The following is an 18428-nucleotide window of genomic DNA, read 5'->3' on the forward strand; positions in this document are numbered from 1 at the left end:
TCACAGGTGGACAACGCTCCTTATTTTTTACGCTCGAAGTTCAGCGCCGTGTGTCGCACGGACCGCCTCAACGATCGTTTCATATGCTGCCGTTACTTCTTCATCTTGTAACGTTCGTGACGGGTCTTGGAACTTGAGTGAGAAGGCAATCGATTTCTCATCCGCTCCAACATTCTCCCCTGTATAGACGTCAAACAAGACGAGGTCAATCAAGAGTGGACCAGCCGCTTGGCGAATCGTTTGTTCCACTGTCCCAGCCGGAATCTCACGTGATAAGACGAGTGCCAAATCTCGTGAAATCGAAGGATAACGTGGTACGTCTTGATAAAGAAGTGTCTCGTCTCCATGAAGTGCCAATAGGTCGAGTTCGAATACATACACTTCCTTCATACCGTAGACGTCTTTTGATGTTCCTGGATGCACTTGTCCGACATATCCGATGACCTCTCCGGCCATCAAGATGTTCGCTGTGCGACCTGGATGCATGTCAGGCATCGATACGGCCTCATACGTGACATCTAGGCGAAGCGTTTGGACTAACGTGTCGACAATCCCTTTTGCGACGAAATAGTCGACCGGGACCCGTGTTCCTTGCGAACGATGGTCCATCCAAAGACCTGTGACAACGCCGGCCACCCGTTCTTTCTCACGCGGTAACGTTTCTCCGTGCTCCGTATAGACGCGCCCTGTTTCATAAAGTGCGACGTTCGATTGTTGACGCGCCGTGTTGTAGCGCGCTGCCTCCAACAATCCAGGGATGAGCGACGTACGAAGGACAGAGCGTTCTTCACTCATCGGCATCGCCAATCGGACGAGCTGATCGTCTTTTCCACCGAAACGTGTCGCATGCGCCTCACTCGTTAACGAGTAAGTAATGGCTTGTGATAAGCCGACTCCTTGTAACAAACGACGTGTCTGTCTGCGCAGTACGTTGATTGCTGGCAAATACCCTTTCGATTGTGAGGCAGGTAACGTCGACGGGAGACTATCATATCCGTATAGACGTGCCACTTCTTCTGTGATGTCAGCCGGAAGCTCTAAATCCGGACGGCGCGATGGAATGTGTACTGTCAGCACGTCATCCCCTTCTGTCGCGAGACCGAGACGCTCTAAGATGTGAACGATTGTCTGACGATCGAGTGTCATCCCTAAACGCTTGTTGATATAGTCAATCGACACTTGGATTTCTCGGGCACGTGATTCGGCTTCACCTGAACGCACCGCATCATGAATGGCTCCTCCACCGAGTTCGACAATCAATTGCGCAGCACGGTCAAGCGCGAGCATGACACGTTCTGGGTCAACGCCTTTTTCGAAACGAGCGCTTGAATCTGAACGAAGACCGAGCGTACGGCTCGTCTTGCGTACGGATGCCGGATCAAAGTACGCTGACTCTAAAACGATATCTGTCGTTGAAAGATCTACCTCTGTATTGGCACCACCCATGACGCCTGCGATGGCGACCGGGGCTTGCCCGTCCGTGATGACCATCATCGATGAATCGAGCGTGCGCGTCACGTCGTCGAGTGTGACCATTTCTTCTCCATTTTCGGCTTGACGGACCACAATCGAGTTGCCGAGTTTCTTCGCATCGAATGCGTGAAGCGGTTGTCCGATTTCAAGCATCACGTAGTTCGTCACGTCGACAATGTTGTTGATTGGACGGACACCTTCTGCGATCAAGATATTCTTTAGCCATTGTGGCGACTCTGCAATCGTTACCCCTTTGACTTCACGAGCTGCGTAATATGAACAGTTCGGTGTCGCAAGTTCGATAGATACCTCCGATGGTGATGATGACGTGACATCTGCCGTCGGCAACGTGTATGGACGTTCTAAGATGGCCGCAACCTCATGAATGATTCCATAGAGGCTCAAGCAATCTGAACGGTTCGGAGTCAAACCGAGTTCGATGACTTCATCGTCCAAGTCGAGTAAATCGAGCACATCTGCTCCGACTTGTACGGATTCACGGAATGTGTGGATCCCATCCTGCTCGTCTTCCCGAATTTGTTTCTTCTCAAAGCCGAGCTCTTCGAGTGAACAAATCATCCCTTGTGATTCGACACCACGAAGTTTTGCTTTTTTGATTTTTAGTCCTGGTAAGCGTGCGCCAACTTTGGCCACGATCACATGTTGCCCTTCGCGCACGTTCGGTGCGCCACAGACGATTTGAACAGGGTCACATTCTCCGATGTCCACTTTCGTCACGTTTAACTTATCCGCTTCCGGATGTTTCTCACATGAAAGGACCCGTCCGACGACGATCCCAGAAAGTCCTTCCCCACGATTTGTCACACTTTCGACTTCGATTCCGTTCTTCGTAATCAAGTCACCGAGCGCTTCGCCGCTTAAATCGGATACATCAATATATTGATTCAACCATTTTTTTGAAAGTAACATCTGTCTTCCTCCTTAGAATTGCTCGATGAAACGTAAGTCATTTGTGTAGAAATGACGGATGTCATCGACGCCGTGTTTGAGCATCGCCATACGCTCCACTCCGATTCCGAATGCGAATCCTGACACTTTTGATGAGTCATAGCCAGCCATCTCTAAGACATGAGGATGGACCATTCCGCCTCCGAGAATCTCGATCCAACCGGTTCCTTTACAGACGTTACATCCTTTCCCGCCACATTTGAAGCAAGAGATATCGACTTCGACCGATGGTTCCGTGAACGGGAAGAAGCTTGGACGAAGACGAATTTCGCGCGTTTCACCGAACAACTGCTTCACGAACACTTCGAGTGTCCCTTTTAAGTCAGCCATCGAGATGGATTCATCGACAACCAATCCTTCGATTTGCATGAATTGATGCGAATGCGTCGCATCGTCTTCATCACGACGATACACTTTACCTGGACAGATGATGCGAATCGTTTTTCCGTTCGCCTCCAACATCGTGCGAGCCTGTACGGGAGATGTATGAGTACGAAGCAACGTCTCTTCCGTGATATAGAACGAGTCTTGCATGTCTCGTGCCGGATGATCTTTCGGCAAGTTAAGCATTTCGAAGTTATAGAGATCGGTCTCGACTTCAGGACCTTCAGCAATCGTATATCCGAGTCCAACGAACAAATCTTCCATCTCGTCGATGATTTGTTGCAAGAGATGGCTATGGCCAGGAGTCGATGTCCGTCCCGGGAGTGTCACATCAAGCGTTTCCGCTTTTAACTTTTCCTCTAATTCAATCGCCTTCACTTCTTCGATTCGAGCATCGAGTGTGCTTTGAATCGCGGTACGAACGGTATTGGCCAACTCACCGATGACCGGACGTTCCTCAGCAGATAATTTACCCATGCCACGAAGTACTTCAGTCATCGGTCCCTTTTTCCCTAAATATTTGATGCGGACGTCATTCAATGATTTTTGTGTGGATGCTTGTTTGATTTCTTCTAACGCTTCCACTTGTAACTGTTCTAATTGTTCTTTCATATGTTCGCTTCCTCCTCTACATAAAAAAGTCCCTTCAGTCGTTGACTGAAGGGACGAATCATCGCGGTACCACCCTACTTGGCCAATTCATGGCCCACTTGAGAGCATCGTTATCGTGATGCCAAACCGGTGTTGTCTCCAACACGACTCCAGAGTGAATTCAGCGACGAATCCGGCAAAGGCTCTCAGTCACGGCCCTTGCTCCCTGAACGGAATCGGTCATTCGCTTACTATGTTCTTTCAACGTCATATCTTATTCATCGATGTGTTTAACCTATCACGTTTTTCACGTGCTGACAAGATTATTGTAAAGCGATGCGATACATTAAAATACCCGCAGCGACCGCCGCGTTGAGCGATTCTGCATCACCAAGCACCGGAATATGCACACGTGTGTCACAGAGTGCCAATACATCAGCATGAACCCCTTGTGCCTCATTCCCGATGACGAGGGCCACTTTGTCTTCGAATGCAACTTGCTCATACGATGTTGCCTTTGAGAGAGCTGTGCCGTAGACGTGGAATCCATCCTCTTTCAGCTCAGGTAACTTTTCAAGCAAGTCGACCGAGGTCACGTTCACGTGAAACAGTGAACCTTGTGTGGCACGTACGACTTTGGCGTTGAACGGATCGACCGTACCTTTCCCGAGTAACACCGTATCGAATCCGGCAGCATCTGCTGTCCGAATCATCGTACCGAGATTACCCGGGTCCTGTACTCGGTCTAGTACGAGTACTTTCTTCATTGTTCGTTCCACCGGTGTCATCTTGACAACGGCAAACACGCCTTGGGTCTTTTCCGTTTCGGAAAGAAGGTCCGCAACGTGGTCGGATAACTCGAGGACTGGCATATCTTCAAGTCGCCACGTTCCTTTTGGTGAATACGACTCAGCCATGATGAGTTGGACGAGTCGACCGGCACGAATGGCCTCGTCCACCAAATGCTCTCCTTCTACTAGGAATTGACCCGTTTCTTGACGACCTTTTTTCGTCATCAATCGTTTTAATCGTTTAATCGTCTCGCTCTTCGTAGACGTAATCTTCGTCATATTATCCCTCTTTCAACCATTGGACCGTTTCGTGGTCTAAACGTTTCGTCAATGCGACAACGAGTTGTACCGCTGCCTCGTAATCATCCTTATGGATGATGGACACGTTCGTGTGTAAATAGCGGACCGGCACTGTCAATGCGATGGCCGGCATCCCAATCCCAGAAAGATGGAATCGCCCAGCATCTGTACCACCGCCTGGCGTTAAGTCCAATTGATATTTGATGTCTTGCTCTTTGGCCACGTCAACGATGAGGTCGACAAGGCGTGGGTTCGTGACGGTAGTCGCATCAAAGAAGATGACTTGAACCCCGTCCCCGAGTTTTGACAACCCTTCTGCTTGGGTCATCCCCGGCGTATCACTTGGAATGCCTGTATCGACAGCAATCGCGACATCCGGGCGAATCAAGTTGGCAGCGGTCACCGCTCCACGTAACCCGACCTCTTCCTGTACTGTCGCTCCTGTATACACGACGCCTGGGAACGATTCTTCCTTCAGACGTTTTGCTGCTTCGATGGCAATCGCACATCCGATTCGGTTGTCCCATGCCTTCGCCATCAAGAAGTTCTCATTTTTCATGACAGTGAATTCACAATGGGGCACGACCGTATCGCCTGGACGAATTCCCCAATCAGCCACTTCGTCTTTCGACGTGGCACCGATATCTAAGAACATATCTTTGATTTCAACGGGTTTTTTTCGTGCCTCGAGCGGTAGGACGTGAGGTGGTTTCGCACCAATGACACCGGGAATCTTTTCACCAGACCGTGTGACAACATCCATTCGCTGTGCCAACAGCACTTGGTTCCACCAGCCACCGAGCGCTTGGAAACGAAGGAAACCGCCTTCTTCCACACGTGTCACCATGAAGCCGACTTCATCCATGTGACCCGCAATCATGACACGCGGACCTTCAGCATCTCCAGTCACTTGACCAAATAAACTTCCGAGTCCATCCTGTTCAAACGACTCGACATGCGGCTCGAGGTATTCACGCATCAATTGACGGACTTCTCCCTCATTGCCCGGGACGCCTGTTGCATCCGTCAAACGTTTTAACATATGTAACGATTCATTCATACCAATCCGCTCCTTTTCATTAATATCCTTGATTTTGTCGCTCATGGTTTACTTCATTTTTATTCATGTATGCCAGCAAAATGAGTTGCTCATTAAAACCGAGCGTATAACCAAGTTCGAGATAAGCTGCCATCAGCGTCTCGTACATGGCTTCCGTTTTTGAAAGACCAAAATTCGTCACTTTTCGATAAATATCTAAAAAAGCATCAGTCGCATCAAGATATGAACTTCCCGCAGGAAACGCATCTCGTTCATACCCAAGCGCAAGACCAAGTGACAGTAAGAAATGAATGCCGTCTACATATTCTTCTAAGATCACATCTTGAGGCGACGGTCCTTTCTTCGACCAAAACTTAAAGCTACGTGTTTCGTTAGCCAGTTCACCGAGCTCGACAAGCAGCGCCAGTAACCGTTCATCGAATTGATTGCCGGATAATCCATGTTGTGCTTTGATCCGCTCGTCTAATTCGCGCTGCCGATCAAACAATGTTGTCCAGTTCACCGGATGTTCCTCCTCTATCTCCACTTATAGCAGTACTAAAATCATTAAAGACCAGCCCACTGCTAAAATCAATACTTGTAATTGAAGCAGTTTTGGGGCATGAACCGTCTTCTTCCGAGTCAGATGAAGACCGAACAAGGCACCGATGGCTCCTCCTGCATAGGCGAATAGGACGTTAAAGTCACCTTTCCCTTGCGTATACTGTTTCGCTTGGATATAGGTGTAAACGTTCAAGACAATGAGCGCTAAGGCGACGATGGCAACAACCGATTGATTCATACGCTTTCCTCCTTCTCTTAATTCTAAGAAATTCTAAAGAAAAAAGAAAGCGCCGAGAGAGTGTCTCGGCGCTGTCGATTGAACGATTACGCGTTCAATTTTGATTTAGCTGTTTCAGCGAGTGACGCGAATGCCTGTGCATCTGTCACAGCAAGCTCAGCAAGCATCTTACGGTTGATGTCGATTCCTGCAAGCTTGAGGCCGTGCATCATACGGCTGTATGAGAGACCGTTTGTACGTGCTGCCGCATTGATACGTGTGATCCAAAGACGACGGAAATCACGTTTCTTCTGACGACGGTCACGGTAAGCGTACATGAGTGACTTCATGACCTGTTGTTTTGCTACTTTAAATAGAATGTGTTTCGAACCAAAGTATCCTTTGGCAAGTTTAATTTGCTTTTTACGACGTTGACGAGTCGTATAACCGCCTTTTACGCGTGGCATATGGATTCCCTCCTAAATTGTTTCTGTATTACTTCGCGATCATGTTGCGAATGCGTTTGAAGTCTCCAGCTGATACGATAGCGCCTTTACGGAGCTTACGTTTCGCTTTAGTCGATTTGTTTGCGAACAAGTGACTTGTGTAAGCGTGTGAACGCTTGAGTTTACCTGATGCTGTACGTTTGAAACGTTTTGAAGCACCGCGGTGCGATTTCATTTTCGGCATGAGTATTTCCTCCCCACTGAGAATCGATAATTAATCTTCTTTGTTCGGAGCCAGCACTAAGAACATGCTGCGTCCTTCCATCTTCGGCTTTTGTTCAACTGTTGCCAAATCGGCACATTCCGCTGCCATTTTGTCCAAAACACGTTTCCCGATTTCCGAGTGTGTGATGGCACGTCCGCGGAAACGAATCGAAGCCTTCACTTTGTTTCCTTTTTCAAGGAACTTGCGTGCATTACGCAATTTTGTTTGGAAATCGTTGTCCTCGATTGTTGGACTGAGACGTACTTCTTTCATTTGGATGACTTTTTGGTTTTTACGCGCTTCTTTCTCCTTTTTCTGGAGTTCGAAACGGTACTTCCCATAATCCATAATTTTAGCGACCGGTGGATTTGCTTTATCCGCGACTAAGACGAGGTCTAGTTCCGCTTCTTCAGCTAAACGTAACGCATCGTTACGTGATGTCACACCGAGTTGTGCACCGTCTGCGCCAATGAGACGTACTTCACGGGCACGAATGTTTTCGTTGATAAAGAGCTCTTTGCTAATGGTTAGCACCTCCATCGTGCGATTGCACGAGATTTAGATTGACAAGACAACATGGCAATAAAAAAAGCGTCGGCAGTTTCCCACCCACACATCAGTTGAGGTCATAAAACGGCAGACGATGCCGAATGAACCAAGAACTTGATGGACCTGCCTGATGACTCTCAGACGAGGTGAAAAGCGGGTGCTTCTGCTTTGTTGTTTTTAATCACTATGTCATCTTAGCACTAGCAGGAAAAGATGTCAAGATATCGCGCATGAATAATTGGTAGCTCACACTTTTATGATGATACCAGTCATTCTCTCGTTTCGCAATACCTTTTCAAAGGGAATAATGAAATATCAAAGGAGGGATCGACATGAACTGGCGAAAAGATGTATCGCGAGAACATGACTACCATGATCAAGTCCAGCAGATTGTCAGTAAGACGATGCAAGCACATGGGTTAGAAGACGAAAAATTACAGGCGGTATTGACAGACTTACTAGAAGAAATGAATCGCATCACTTTAAAAATCGTCGATGACCACGAGTCGGCTCAAAATTATATCCATAAACGGTGGTACTAAAAAAGGGCATGCGCCCTTTTTTAGTACCACTTAGTTTGTAAGTGACTTGAAGAAGTTCCCGATCGCCTCAAACAATCGGGCGAAGAATCCTTTTACTTCTTCTTGTTCGAGGAATGCCTGCACATCTTGACCCGCATCTTTCAATCCACTACTGATCGCTGACCAATCAAGATTTGCTTGCTGCATGTTTTCGAATAGTGTCGTCAGTTGATCGAGTTGGCCCTCAGACAACTGGACGTTATTTTGGTTCAATACTTGAATGACGATGTCACGGATCTCAATATTTGTCTCCGGCATCTGATTTGCGATTTCCGCTTTAATCTCGTTCATGAGACCTGCTACGTCCTCTTGTCCGACTGTCTTACCGATTTCAGACGTGACCGCCAGCTCTTCTTGCGCCAATTCTTTTCGTTCATCCGACAGTTCAATCCCGGTCTCGGCCGCGGTCTGATCATATGCCTTCATAATTCCCGTCAAGGCCGAGGTACCCGTCACGTTAATCGGTGACGTGATATAAATATCGGCATCCGTCACACCCGCCGTGACGAGGGCGTTCGCATACATATCTTTCGTGACCCACGTCACGTTTTCCGTCTGAATATCAAGACCAGTCCCGTTCGTCAACTTGATTCGGGCAGACGAGTACATGCCGCCTCCACGCTGTGCTTGCGGGACCGAATCACCTAAATACTTTTCTTCATCTGCGGCAGTCGCGATAATGGGTTCGATTCCTTCTGGGGCATCCATACGCTCAAGTACCCATTTTTGTTGCTCTGAAGATAATGATTCACCAAGGGTTACAATCGTATCATTGACGATTGCCTCCGCTCCGACTTTCGGAAGCGCTCCTGTGAACGCAACCGCTCCAATAGTAAGTGCCAATACTGGCTTCATATAATTCATTAAGTATCACTCCTTACGTTTACGATACGTGTAGATGACCAAATACACATCCGTCTATAGACCGAAAAAAACCACCCTTCTGGTTGGAAAGGTGGTCCCTCACTTAACGTGAACGGTTCGCAATCTCATCTGTGAGCGATGCGATGAATTCATCAAGTGAAGCAGAAACTTGTTCCTGCTGACCGTAGCGGCGAATATTGACCGCACGCTCATCTCGCTCTTTATCGCCAAGAACGAGCGTCATCGGAATCTTCTTCATTTGTGCTTCACGAATCTTATAGCCTAGTTTCTCGTCACGGAGATCCGTTTCGACACGAACACCACGTTTGACAAGTTCTGCTTTCACTTCTGCGACGTATTCGTCGTGGACGTGTGAAACCGGGATCAACTTGACTTGGACCGGTGCGAGCCATGTCGGGAACGCGCCTTTATACTCTTCAATCAAGTAAGCGACAAACCGTTCCATCGTCGAGACGACACCACGGTGCAAGACGATTGGACGATGGTCCTTACCGTCTGGCCCAGTGTATGTCAAATCGAAACGTTCCGGAAGCAAGAAGTCGAGTTGGACAGTCGAGAGCGTCTCCTCTTTCCCAAGTGCCGTCCGTACTTGTACGTCAAGTTTCGGTCCGTAAAATGCCGCTTCGCCTTCTGCTTCGAAGTACGGAAGTTCGAGCTCGTCCATCGTTTCCTTCAACTGACTTTGTGCCATTTCCCAAATGGCATCGTTATCGAAATACTTCTCTTTATCAGCAGGATCGCGATACGAGAGACGGAAACGATAATCTTTTATGCCAAAGTCAGCGTATACTTCTTGAATCAAATGAACGATGTCTTTGAATTCTTGCTTCATCTGTTCAGGTGTAACGAACGTATGTCCATCATTCAATACCATATAACGAACACGTTGTAGACCTGTGAGCGCCCCTGACATCTCGTAACGGTGCATCCCGCCAAGCTCAGCGATTCGAAGTGGAAGTTCGCGGTACGAACGTGGCTCATGTTTGTAGATTGTCATGTGGTGCGGGCAGTTCATCGGACGAAGGACGAGTTCTTCGTTGTCCATCTCCATTTTCGGGAACATGTCGTCTTGATAGTGATCCCAATGACCAGATGTCTTATACAAGTCGACCGAACCGAGAACCGGTGTGTAGACATGTTGATATCCGAGTTCGAGTTCTTTATCAACGATGTAGCGCTCGACCGTACGACGAATCGCAGCCCCTTTCGGAAGCCACATCGGAAGCCCTTGACCGACTTCTTGTGAAACGAAGAAGAGGTCGAGTTCTTTCCCGAGTTTACGATGGTCGCGTTCTTTCGCCTCTTCAAGAAGACGCAAGTGTTCAGCGAGTTGTTCTTTCGTCGCCCACGCTGTCCCGTAAATACGCTGTAGCATCTTATTGTCTGAGTCCCCGCGCCAGTAGGCACCAGCCACGCTCATCAATTTGAAGATTTTCAACTTCGATGTTGACGGGACGTGAGGTCCACGGCAAAGGTCAAAGAACTCACCTTGATGATAGATTGTAAGGGTTTGATCAGCAGGAATGTCCTCAATCAACTCAATCTTGAGCGGATCTCCCAATTCTTTATAACGAGCGAGCGCCTCGTCACGGGAAACGACTTCACGTGTGATTTCTAAGTTTTCGTCGACGATGCGTTTCATCATCTTTTCGATTTCAGGAAGGTCTTCCTCATTGATGCGACGATCCATCTCGATATCGTAATAGAACCCGTTCTCAATCGTCGGTCCAATTCCGAGATAGATGTTGTTGTCTTCTCCGTATAACCGTTTGATCGCTTGAGCCATCAAGTGCGCTGACGAGTGACGCATCAAATCAAGACCATCTTCCGAGTCCGGCATCACGAGTTCGATTTTGCCGTCATGTTCGATTGGACGACGATAGTCGATGAGTTCTCCGTCTAGTTTTGCTGCGATTGCCTTTTTACGAAGTCCCGGACTGATCGAGCCCGCGACGTCTTCTGCTGTGACGCCTGCATCAAATTCTTTTACCGCGCCATCTGGAAATGTTAATTGAATCATGTACATCTGTCCCCTCTCAAAAAATGAATATAAAAAAAGCCCATCCCTCAAAAAGGGACGAGCTTTGATTCTCGTGGTACCACCCTCGTTCCCAAGCAATCTGCTTGGCTCGAACACACGATAACGAGTGTGAATCGCCGCACGATTGACCCGTACGGTGCTCTGAGGGAGTAAATCCATCGTCGTCGTTAGGAAGCTTCCACCGCCCTTCCCTCGCTAAAACTCGTCTCGATGATCCATATCCTCTTCTATGCATCCTTTATATGCTTCTTAGTATAGTCAACTCACCAAAGAAAAACAATCCTTTACCGACGGCGATTTTCACCCTTTAACTCAATTTGGGTCGTCGTCGTGGAAATACGTTGCATGAGTCGCTGTGCCTTCATTTTATTTTGCGGCGAACCATCGATTGAAAAGTGCGTCTCGAGTTCTTCTCCGCTAAAGTTTGAACTGTAGAGCGTCGGCAAGCGATGCATCATCCGATACTGAAGAATGATCCCGAACAATTCATCTCGTACCCACGGACTGATGGCTTCAGCTCCGATGTCATCAATCAGTAAGACTGGCACATGTTGAAACGACGTCAAGAAAGAGTCGAACGACTCGGTACGAATTTTGCGTTTCGCCTCCGACACAAAGCCCGGAGCATGGACTAGAATCGTCTCGATGTCCGCCACCTTCAACTCATTGGCGATTGCGGCGAGTAAATATGTCTTCCCGACGCCAAAACTACCATGGAGATAGAGGCCGTTCACTTTTTGACGAGACTTCATCCCTGTTACAAATCGCATCGCTTCACGCAATGCGATTTTACGCGCGTCGTCGCCCCAATCGAAAGATTCGAAACTCGCCTCGCGAACTTCTTCCGGTAAAAACAAACTTTTGAATTTACGGTCCATTTCTTTTTGTCGTCTCGCCTGGCGATGTGCGACCGTTTCTTCATATCGAATTGCAATCTGTCCTAAATCGACATAAAGTACCGGTTGATGGCCTGGGATGACGGCCTGATCTTCTCTGAACGTTTTTCCATCCATCTGTTCCGCGTACTCACTCAGTTTGGTAAACCCGATTTCAATCGCCTTCTCCTCTAACTCTGGATGAGCGTTCAAAAATGCGATGACACCCGGGTGGTTCAGTGTACGTCTGCGAATCGACTCGTACGCCTCCCGAACTTCTTTTCGGTTCATCAACTGAGACAGCGACTGATTGATTCGTTCCATCCCCTCACCCCTTCTCTTTCAATTCATTTAATAGTTTCACAAGTTCCGCGTCATCCGGTACGGACGACTCGAGTTCTTTTTTCCTCGCTTGGTCGTATGAGCGCTGTTGTTTCGCCTCGTCCTCGAGCCATTTCGGCATATCCCCTTGTTGGGGTTTCCGTCGTGACCCGACTGTGGTGCGTTGCACACTCTCACGTTTTTGCTGTTTCTTCTCGATGAGCGCATCTTGAGATTCTTCACGCTCTAGCGCTTCTTTTGCATTCGTATAGCCCGCTGTTTTCCAACTCGTCGCAATGCGCAAGACATAGTTCTCGCTCAGCCTCGTCTGCTTCTTCACTTCGATACAGTAATAGAAGAGCGCATTGATAACCCCTGGCGCGAGACCGAGTGTGTCGACGAGTTCAATGACTAACTGTTCATCACTTTTTGAAAGTTGCGGGGTCTTCCGAAGCGTCGAGACATATTGATGTGGGTGTGCGGACTCCATCACTTCGGGATCATGCAAATCTCCTAGTTTCGTCTGTTCAAGTTCGACGGTCTTCTCTTTCCGGTGGCGCGTCTGTTTCTTCTTCAACTGCAGAACCATTTGACGACAACCGTCCCGCTTCTCTTGTTCGCTGAGTGGCAGGTACGCCTCATGTACGAAATATTCTTTCAACATTTCCGCCATCGTCTCTTCATCGAGTTGTGACACGTAGGCCAATTTTGTGATCGTTTCGTCTAATTTTTTCGTGAAAAATCCAACTGGAAAATTCGTCAGTTTTTTCACAATTTCCATATCGAACGAATAGTTGATCTCAATCTTAGCCCGGTCCGGCTTTTCATAATTTTTTTGTGTGAACGCACGATGGTTCACTCCTTTGACATCAAATACTTCATTGAAATCCTTTGTCACTTCGACGATGCCTGCGGGCAACGGATCAATCGTAAAACGCCCTTGCAGTTGTTTGAATCGTACTTCCCCGACTTTATAGAAGAGGAAACTCGACAGTAACCCATCATTCAAAAACGTGTGCGGTGCAAGCGGAACACGTAACTGATAAACGTATTGTGTCAATCGAGCGTCTTTTGTTTTATAGGTTCGCACTAATCCGATCGCTTCTAAGCGGAACAAACTGTCCATTAACTCATTGATGGAGAACTCCAACATCTCACACAATGCACTATGGGACATATAGTTGGATTTCATTTTGCCCGGTTTTAGTTCGCTCCATAACGTTTGATAGAGTGCGAGCGCCTTCACCCCGATGACAGGTTGATATAAGTGGTAAAGGGACTGGTACGATTCACGGTCGACTAGACCGGTACTCATGATTAACAATTCGTCCGTCCCAAAGATTGTACGTTCTTTCTCCATGGCTCTCTCCCTTGAAAAAGGGCGACCAGCAGGCCGCCCTTTAGTTGGTCGAATTTTCTTGCTTCATTAAATCTTCAAGTTCTTTAAAGAACACCGTGATGTCTTTGAATTGACGATAAACCGATGCAAACCGAACATATGCGACTTCATCGACTCGTGCAAGTTCATTCATCACAAGCTCGCCTACTTGTTCACTTGGAATTTCTGACTGGGCGAGGGCACGGAGTTGCTGTTCGACTTTCGTCACAACCCCTTCGAGCTGTTCAAGTGTGACAGGTCGTTTCTCGCACGCCCGAATAATGCCGCGAAGCACTTTTTCACGACTGAACTCTTCACGATTTCCATCTTTTTTAACAATGATGAGCGGTGTCTGTTCAACCGTCTCAAACGTTGTAAACCGATACCCACATTTTTCACATTCACGACGACGTCGAATCGAATAATGGTCTTGCACCGGACGGGAATCGAGCACTCTCGTTCCATTATGATCACATTTCGGACAACGCATGCTCAAACCTCCTTATCGTTCGACTGTTTTATTACCAATGGCACGTAACGGGAATTGTTGCGTGAGCGCCTCGTAGTAGTGCGATACAATTTGCGAGAGGTCTGCACCGAGTCGCTGTTCACGGTTTAATGTAAAATCGACAGCCGTCCGGCCGCCATCCACTTGTACAATCGTGATGAGCCCGTCCCAGCCTTCTCCGAGAAACGAAAGTTCTCCTCGATTCGCATCGATTCGACGAACCGTCTGACCGTTCTCTTGAATTTTTCCTTCTAACCATTGCAACATCGCATGTGACGATGCCGCATAGTAACGTGTTTGGAGCATTTCATTTTTATGTGTATCTTTCGTTTCAATATGTGTTTGTAACTTATCTAACAGTCCCATAATCCACCTCAACGCCTGAGTTATATACGTTAAGCATATCAAAATTAAGGCGACAACAAAACAATTAAAAGGGCTGACCGTTAAACGGTCAGCCTCAAAAGGTCAATCTGATTTATTTGCTGATTGCCACTTGCGCTTCCGGAACACGAATTGGTCCCATTCCACGCTCAAGTTTCACATCTTCACGTACTTTTGCATCCAATCCTTCAGCAATATACTGCGATGCTGTAGCCGGATCGATTCGATCTCCACATGTAAACACGTCAACTGACGCATAGCCATGTTCTGGGAAACTGTGAATCGTTAAGTGTGATTCTGAAATGATGACGACTCCACTTACACCGTGTGGCGCAAATTTGTGGAATGCAACTTCGCGGACTTCAGCGCCCGAACGAAGAGCAGCATCGACGAACAAACGCTCGATGTAGTCGATATCATTTAATTTGTCGGGATTGCACTCCCAAAGTTCTGTAATAATGTGACGTCCCATAGTATCCATATTAGTGGATCCCCCTTTACATCAATGGTCTCAAAGTAGTTGATGATCACTCACTTTGTGCCTGAATCGCCCACAACCACGGGGGCAAGTTAGTCCTAAGAGGTCCTAACCCTTTAAGTTGCGTTTGTCAGACCAATTGAAGTTCACGAAATTGAGTGTAACGTGTTTGGGACGTCGTTACAAGACATTTGATAAAAAAATCTGAAAAATATTTCTCCGCACGTAATATTTTTTTAGGCGTGTGTTTCTTGTTGCCCGATTTGAAGATAGCTGGCCACCATATCCAACAAGTCCACGACACGGCATGAGTAGCCCCATTCATTGTCATACCATGCGAGTACTTTGACATGATTCCCTCCGAGTACCATCGTCGAATCCATGTCGATAATCGACGAGCGATCGTCCCCGTTGAAATCGATAGAGACGAGCGGTTCGTGAGAAACGCCTAAAATACCCGTCATTTCTCCATACGCTGCCCGTTCAAACGCTTCATTGACTTCATCGACCGTAACATCTCGGTGGAGTTCGACGACCAAGTCGACAAGTGATACGTTCGGAGTCGGTACACGGAGTGCCATTCCGTTTAACTTCCCTTGTAGTTCCGGCATCACCAGACCAATCGCCTTAGCCGCTCCCGTTGATGTCGGGATGATGGAACTGCCACACGCACGCGCGCGCCGCAAATCTTTATGCGGGTTGTCAATATTGTTCTGGTCGTTCGTATAGGCGTGTACCGTCGTAATCAGTCCCGTCTCGATACCGAACGTCGAATGCAAGACCTTCACGACAGGTCCGAGACAGTTCGTCGTACACGATGCGTTTGAAATGATATGGTCTTCCTCCGGGCGATAGTCACGATCATTGACCCCCATCACGATCGTGCGTAAGTCCCCTTTACCCGGTGCGGTCAAAATCACTTTTTTCGCGCCTGCCTCAAGATGAAGTCTTGCCCCGCTATCGGAGTTAAACTTCCCGGTCGCTTCGACGACGATGTCGATTTCAAGGTCTGACCAAGGCAACCGTGATGGATCACGTTCCGAAATAAGTTCAATCCGTTTCCCATCGACTTCGAGCGCATCCCCATGCGCACGTACTGTCAATCCGAATGGACCGTGAATCGAGTCATGTTTAATAAGATGCGCAAGTGTTTCCGCCGGATAACTTGCGTTAATCGCCACCACTTCATGACGTCCCTCGAGCATCAATTTTCGAAATACCATTCTTCCGATTCGACCAAATCCGTTAATTGCCACTTTTGTCCCCATGATAGATCCCCCTTTTTCTACATTACGGTTTCATTATAACGGATAGCTGTAAGCGTTTTCACTATGATTCGTCACATTTTTTTCGTTTTTCTTTGTTTATTTTTTGAAAATGAGGGAAATTTCTTGGCGTAACAGACAAGAGAAAGGAGGCGTCATGATGTTTGATTGGGGAGATATCGATAAATTCTTTATTTCGTTCTTTATCATTTTACCGATTGTGACGTTAATTCATGAGCTTGGTCACTTCTTCTTCGCAAAGTTGTTCGGCGGCTCACTCGATATGCAAATCGGTACCGGGAAGAAAATGTTTAAAGTAGGTCGTTTACAAGTAAATCGTGTTTATTTTTACGATGCATGGTGCCAGTTCACTGATTTAAAATGGAGCAACAAGGTCACCCGTACGCTAGTCTATGGCGGTGGAGCCATTTTCAATTTAGCGAGCATCTTAATCGTCAACGCGTTCATTCTTCGACGAGATATTGAACCGACACTCTATACGTATCAGTTCGCCTATTTCTCGTTCTACTATATCTTCTTCTCACTCTATCCCATCTATTATTCGAACGGTCATCCTAGTGATGGACGTGCGATTTATGATACATGGAAAAAAGGGTCTCCAGAATCCGATCCATTAAACTAAAAAGAAGGCGATATCAGTCGCCTTCTTTTTGTATCGTTTGAAACTGTTCGACCAGACGATTGATTTGTGGAGGAAGGTCCCCTAATGCCCCATTATTGTTTATGAGGAAATCCGCCTGGTGCTTTTTATCTTCAATTGGAATCTGTGAACGAATACGGGCTAACGCCTCTTCTTTCGTCAATCCATTCCGTTCCATGAGACGCATCAGTTGAATCTCTTCACGGCAATAGACGACGACGGAATAATCAACCAGATCGAGCATCGTTCCTTCAAACAGTAACGGAATATCAAAAATGACGACAGGTTCCCCCGATGCCTCATACGTTCGCATTTGCTCATTCATTTCTTCTCGAATCGCTGGATGCATCAATTGATTCAATTGCTGACGTTTTGCTTCATCATGGAAGATTTCCCGACCGAGCGCAGGACGGTTCAGCACGTCGCCCACAAAACACTTTGGAAATGCGGCCCTTACCCCTTCAATCGCCTTTCCTCCTGGTTCAACGACCGTCCTTGCAATCAAATCGGCATCGATAATCGGAATGCCTCGTTCTCGAAACAGTCGCGATACCGTAGACTTCCCGGTTGCAATTCCACCAGTCAATCCAATCTTCAACATACACGTCCACCCCTTAACGTTGTTGACAGTGCGGACAGTAATGCGTACCTCGCCCGCCCAATTTCATCTTTTCAATTTCATGTCCGCATCGGCGGCACGCTTCTCCGGTCTGTCCATATACGTAGAGCCTCTCTTGAAACGTTCCTGTGGCGCCATCTGGATTGGCATAACTGCGAATCGTACTACCTCCACGCTCAATAGCCTCAGTCAAGACAGCAACGGCTTCAGTCCGCACACGGTCGACTTCTTCATGGGACAAACTTGCGGCCGGTCGTGTCGGATGGACACCCGCACGAAACAACGTCTCATCTACATAGATGTTACCTAATCCAACAAAGATGGACTGATCGAGGAGGGCGGTCTTAATCGCGCGTGTCTTCATGCGCTCTAAACGTCGGTGTAACACCTCGGTTGTCACACGCTCGTCAAACGGCTCGTACGCAAGTAATGAGAGCGGTGGTGTGGTATGAATCGTTTCATTCGTCCGCAACTCCATCGTACCGAATTTACGGACATCATTATAGTGTAGAGTCGATTGGTCCGTAAACGTAATCACGATATGTGTATGTTTTACCGGTTCTGTAATGGAGTCATAAGGGAAAAACTTCCCTTCCATGCGAAGATGGGAGACGAGATACCCGTTCGTCAATTTGAATAAGATGAATTTCCCCCGACGTTCCACATCCGTAATCGTTTCTCCAATCAAATGGTGAACCCATTCTTCGGGGTCGAGCCCGCGGATAATTTTAGGGTCGAGGACATCGACAGACTGAATCGTTTTTCCTGAAACGGCAGGTCGCAACCTACGACAGACCGTTTCGACTTCTGGTAATTCTGGCATACTGATTTCCTTTCTATCCGT

General features: G+C 47.5%; 21 protein-coding genes. 2 read left to right on the forward strand and 19 right to left on the reverse strand.

The annotated features are described in order from the left end of the window. Positions 1 to 27: 27 nt before the first annotated feature. The 9 genes from pheT to infC form a co-directional block, all read right to left on the reverse strand. Positions 28 to 2403, reverse strand: coding sequence for a phenylalanine--tRNA ligase subunit beta (gene pheT / locus KNO65_RS02510; protein ID WP_214781548.1), 2376 nt, complete (start codon positions 2401 to 2403; stop codon positions 28 to 30). A 12-nt stretch (positions 2404 to 2415) separates the two neighbouring features. Continuing rightward, positions 2416 to 3438 (reverse strand): phenylalanine--tRNA ligase subunit alpha, encoded by a 1023-nt coding sequence (pheS, locus tag KNO65_RS02515; RefSeq protein ID WP_214781550.1) that lies wholly within the window; start codon positions 3436 to 3438, stop codon positions 2416 to 2418. A gap of 302 nt (positions 3439 to 3740) precedes the next feature. Next, positions 3741 to 4487, reverse strand: coding sequence for a TrmH family RNA methyltransferase (locus KNO65_RS02520; protein WP_214781552.1), 747 nt, complete (start codon positions 4485 to 4487; stop codon positions 3741 to 3743). Between the two features lies 1 nt (position 4488). Further along, the gene (locus KNO65_RS02525; protein WP_214781554.1) at positions 4489 to 5568 is read right to left on the reverse strand and encodes a M42 family metallopeptidase; all 1080 of its coding nucleotides are present in this window, start codon (positions 5566 to 5568) and stop codon (positions 4489 to 4491) included. A 19-nt stretch (positions 5569 to 5587) separates the two neighbouring features. Next, positions 5588 to 6070 carry a dUTP diphosphatase gene (locus tag KNO65_RS02530; protein ID WP_012726694.1) on the reverse strand — a complete coding sequence of 161 codons (483 nt, stop codon included), beginning with the start codon at positions 6068 to 6070 and terminating at the stop codon, positions 5588 to 5590. 24 nt (positions 6071 to 6094) lie between these two features. After that, the gene (locus tag KNO65_RS02535; protein WP_147536666.1) at positions 6095 to 6349 is read right to left on the reverse strand and encodes a hypothetical protein; all 255 of its coding nucleotides are present in this window, start codon (positions 6347 to 6349) and stop codon (positions 6095 to 6097) included. Positions 6350 to 6435: 86 nt separating this feature from the next. Beyond that, the gene (gene rplT, locus KNO65_RS02540; protein WP_012726696.1) at positions 6436 to 6795 is read right to left on the reverse strand and encodes a 50S ribosomal protein L20; all 360 of its coding nucleotides are present in this window, start codon (positions 6793 to 6795) and stop codon (positions 6436 to 6438) included. A 28-nt stretch (positions 6796 to 6823) separates the two neighbouring features. After that, on the reverse strand, positions 6824 to 7018 hold the full coding sequence (rpmI, locus tag KNO65_RS02545; protein ID WP_012726697.1) for a 50S ribosomal protein L35: 195 nt from the start codon (positions 7016 to 7018) through the stop codon (positions 6824 to 6826). Positions 7019 to 7048: 30 nt separating this feature from the next. After that, positions 7049 to 7579 carry a translation initiation factor IF-3 gene (gene infC / locus KNO65_RS02550; RefSeq protein WP_012726698.1) on the reverse strand — a complete coding sequence of 177 codons (531 nt, stop codon included), beginning with the start codon at positions 7577 to 7579 and terminating at the stop codon, positions 7049 to 7051. Between the two features lie 341 nt (positions 7580 to 7920). Here infC and KNO65_RS02555 point away from each other — a divergent pair, with 341 nt between their 5' ends. Beyond that, entirely contained in the window at positions 7921 to 8130 is a 210-nt protein-coding gene (locus KNO65_RS02555; RefSeq protein ID WP_012726699.1) for a hypothetical protein, read from the forward strand. A 30-nt stretch (positions 8131 to 8160) separates the two neighbouring features. Here KNO65_RS02555 and KNO65_RS02560 read toward each other — a convergent pair whose 3' ends face one another. The 8 genes from KNO65_RS02560 to KNO65_RS02595 form a co-directional block, all read right to left on the reverse strand. After that, on the reverse strand, positions 8161 to 9033 hold the full coding sequence (locus KNO65_RS02560; protein WP_084543060.1) for a DUF1002 domain-containing protein: 873 nt from the start codon (positions 9031 to 9033) through the stop codon (positions 8161 to 8163). Positions 9034 to 9136: 103 nt separating this feature from the next. Next, positions 9137 to 11080, reverse strand: a complete 1944-nt coding sequence (gene thrS, locus KNO65_RS02565) for a threonine--tRNA ligase (protein ID WP_074036535.1) — start codon at positions 11078 to 11080, stop codon at positions 9137 to 9139. 299 nt (positions 11081 to 11379) lie between these two features. Further along, positions 11380 to 12294: a primosomal protein DnaI gene (gene dnaI / locus KNO65_RS02570; RefSeq protein WP_074036533.1), complete on the reverse strand. Its 915-nt coding sequence runs from the start codon at positions 12292 to 12294 to the stop codon at positions 11380 to 11382. A gap of 4 nt (positions 12295 to 12298) precedes the next feature. Further along, positions 12299 to 13651 carry a DnaD domain protein gene (locus tag KNO65_RS02575; RefSeq protein WP_012726704.1) on the reverse strand — a complete coding sequence of 451 codons (1353 nt, stop codon included), beginning with the start codon at positions 13649 to 13651 and terminating at the stop codon, positions 12299 to 12301. Positions 13652 to 13691: 40 nt separating this feature from the next. Beyond that, positions 13692 to 14159, reverse strand: coding sequence for a transcriptional regulator NrdR (gene nrdR / locus KNO65_RS02580; protein WP_012726705.1), 468 nt, complete (start codon positions 14157 to 14159; stop codon positions 13692 to 13694). A 12-nt stretch (positions 14160 to 14171) separates the two neighbouring features. Further along, entirely contained in the window at positions 14172 to 14543 is a 372-nt protein-coding gene (locus KNO65_RS02585) for a hypothetical protein (RefSeq protein ID WP_031423166.1), read from the reverse strand. 112 nt (positions 14544 to 14655) lie between these two features. After that, on the reverse strand, positions 14656 to 15042 hold the full coding sequence (gene speD / locus KNO65_RS02590) for an adenosylmethionine decarboxylase (protein ID WP_012726707.1): 387 nt from the start codon (positions 15040 to 15042) through the stop codon (positions 14656 to 14658). A 233-nt stretch (positions 15043 to 15275) separates the two neighbouring features. After that, positions 15276 to 16307, reverse strand: coding sequence for a glyceraldehyde-3-phosphate dehydrogenase (locus KNO65_RS02595; protein WP_074036529.1), 1032 nt, complete (start codon positions 16305 to 16307; stop codon positions 15276 to 15278). Positions 16308 to 16464: 157 nt separating this feature from the next. Between KNO65_RS02595 and KNO65_RS02600 the strand changes: the two genes are divergently transcribed. Continuing rightward, the gene (locus tag KNO65_RS02600) at positions 16465 to 16947 is read left to right on the forward strand and encodes a site-2 protease family protein (RefSeq protein WP_196430899.1); all 483 of its coding nucleotides are present in this window, start codon (positions 16465 to 16467) and stop codon (positions 16945 to 16947) included. Between the two features lie 13 nt (positions 16948 to 16960). Here the strand turns inward: KNO65_RS02600 and coaE are convergent, their stop codons facing one another. Together coaE and mutM are read right to left on the reverse strand one after the other, a co-directional pair. Next, positions 16961 to 17566, reverse strand: coding sequence for a dephospho-CoA kinase (gene coaE / locus KNO65_RS02605; protein WP_012726710.1), 606 nt, complete (start codon positions 17564 to 17566; stop codon positions 16961 to 16963). A gap of 13 nt (positions 17567 to 17579) precedes the next feature. Beyond that, positions 17580 to 18407: a bifunctional DNA-formamidopyrimidine glycosylase/DNA-(apurinic or apyrimidinic site) lyase gene (mutM, locus tag KNO65_RS02610; protein ID WP_214690729.1), complete on the reverse strand. Its 828-nt coding sequence runs from the start codon at positions 18405 to 18407 to the stop codon at positions 17580 to 17582. Positions 18408 to 18428: the final 21 nt, after the last annotated feature.

It is taken from the genome of Exiguobacterium sp. S3 (assembly GCF_018617295.1).
Lineage (GTDB): Bacteria > Bacillota > Bacilli > Exiguobacteriales > Exiguobacteriaceae > Exiguobacterium > Exiguobacterium profundum.

What these genes read in the sequence shown, in the direction of transcription:
- KNO65_RS02560 (WP_084543060.1), bottom strand. Translation starts at nt 9,033, where the DNA reads ATGAATTATATGAAGCCAGTATTGGCACTTACTATTGGAGCGGTTGCG.
- KNO65_RS02600 (WP_196430899.1), top strand. Translation starts at nt 16,465, where the DNA reads ATGTTTGATTGGGGAGATATCGATAAATTCTTTATTTCGTTCTTTATC.
- KNO65_RS02555 (WP_012726699.1), top strand. Translation starts at nt 7,921, where the DNA reads ATGAACTGGCGAAAAGATGTATCGCGAGAACATGACTACCATGATCAA.
- dnaI (WP_074036533.1), bottom strand. Translation starts at nt 12,294, where the DNA reads ATGGAACGAATCAATCAGTCGCTGTCTCAGTTGATGAACCGAAAAGAA.
- rplT (WP_012726696.1), bottom strand. Translation starts at nt 6,795, where the DNA reads ATGCCACGCGTAAAAGGCGGTTATACGACTCGTCAACGTCGTAAAAAG.
- KNO65_RS02520 (WP_214781552.1), bottom strand. Translation starts at nt 4,487, where the DNA reads ATGACGAAGATTACGTCTACGAAGAGCGAGACGATTAAACGATTAAAA.
- KNO65_RS02575 (WP_012726704.1), bottom strand. Translation starts at nt 13,651, where the DNA reads ATGGAGAAAGAACGTACAATCTTTGGGACGGACGAATTGTTAATCATG.
- KNO65_RS02535 (WP_147536666.1), bottom strand. Translation starts at nt 6,349, where the DNA reads ATGAATCAATCGGTTGTTGCCATCGTCGCCTTAGCGCTCATTGTCTTG.
- KNO65_RS02525 (WP_214781554.1), bottom strand. Translation starts at nt 5,568, where the DNA reads ATGAATGAATCGTTACATATGTTAAAACGTTTGACGGATGCAACAGGC.
- speD (WP_012726707.1), bottom strand. Translation starts at nt 15,042, where the DNA reads ATGGATACTATGGGACGTCACATTATTACAGAACTTTGGGAGTGCAAT.
- infC (WP_012726698.1), bottom strand. Translation starts at nt 7,579, where the DNA reads ATGGAGGTGCTAACCATTAGCAAAGAGCTCTTTATCAACGAAAACATT.
- KNO65_RS02585 (WP_031423166.1), bottom strand. Translation starts at nt 14,543, where the DNA reads ATGGGACTGTTAGATAAGTTACAAACACATATTGAAACGAAAGATACA.
- mutM (WP_214690729.1), bottom strand. Translation starts at nt 18,407, where the DNA reads ATGCCAGAATTACCAGAAGTCGAAACGGTCTGTCGTAGGTTGCGACCT.
- pheT (WP_214781548.1), bottom strand. Translation starts at nt 2,403, where the DNA reads ATGTTACTTTCAAAAAAATGGTTGAATCAATATATTGATGTATCCGAT.
- pheS (WP_214781550.1), bottom strand. Translation starts at nt 3,438, where the DNA reads ATGAAAGAACAATTAGAACAGTTACAAGTGGAAGCGTTAGAAGAAATC.
- thrS (WP_074036535.1), bottom strand. Translation starts at nt 11,080, where the DNA reads ATGTACATGATTCAATTAACATTTCCAGATGGCGCGGTAAAAGAATTT.
- KNO65_RS02595 (WP_074036529.1), bottom strand. Translation starts at nt 16,307, where the DNA reads ATGGGGACAAAAGTGGCAATTAACGGATTTGGTCGAATCGGAAGAATG.
- rpmI (WP_012726697.1), bottom strand. Translation starts at nt 7,018, where the DNA reads ATGCCGAAAATGAAATCGCACCGCGGTGCTTCAAAACGTTTCAAACGT.
- coaE (WP_012726710.1), bottom strand. Translation starts at nt 17,566, where the DNA reads ATGTTGAAGATTGGATTGACTGGTGGAATTGCAACCGGGAAGTCTACG.
- nrdR (WP_012726705.1), bottom strand. Translation starts at nt 14,159, where the DNA reads ATGCGTTGTCCGAAATGTGATCATAATGGAACGAGAGTGCTCGATTCC.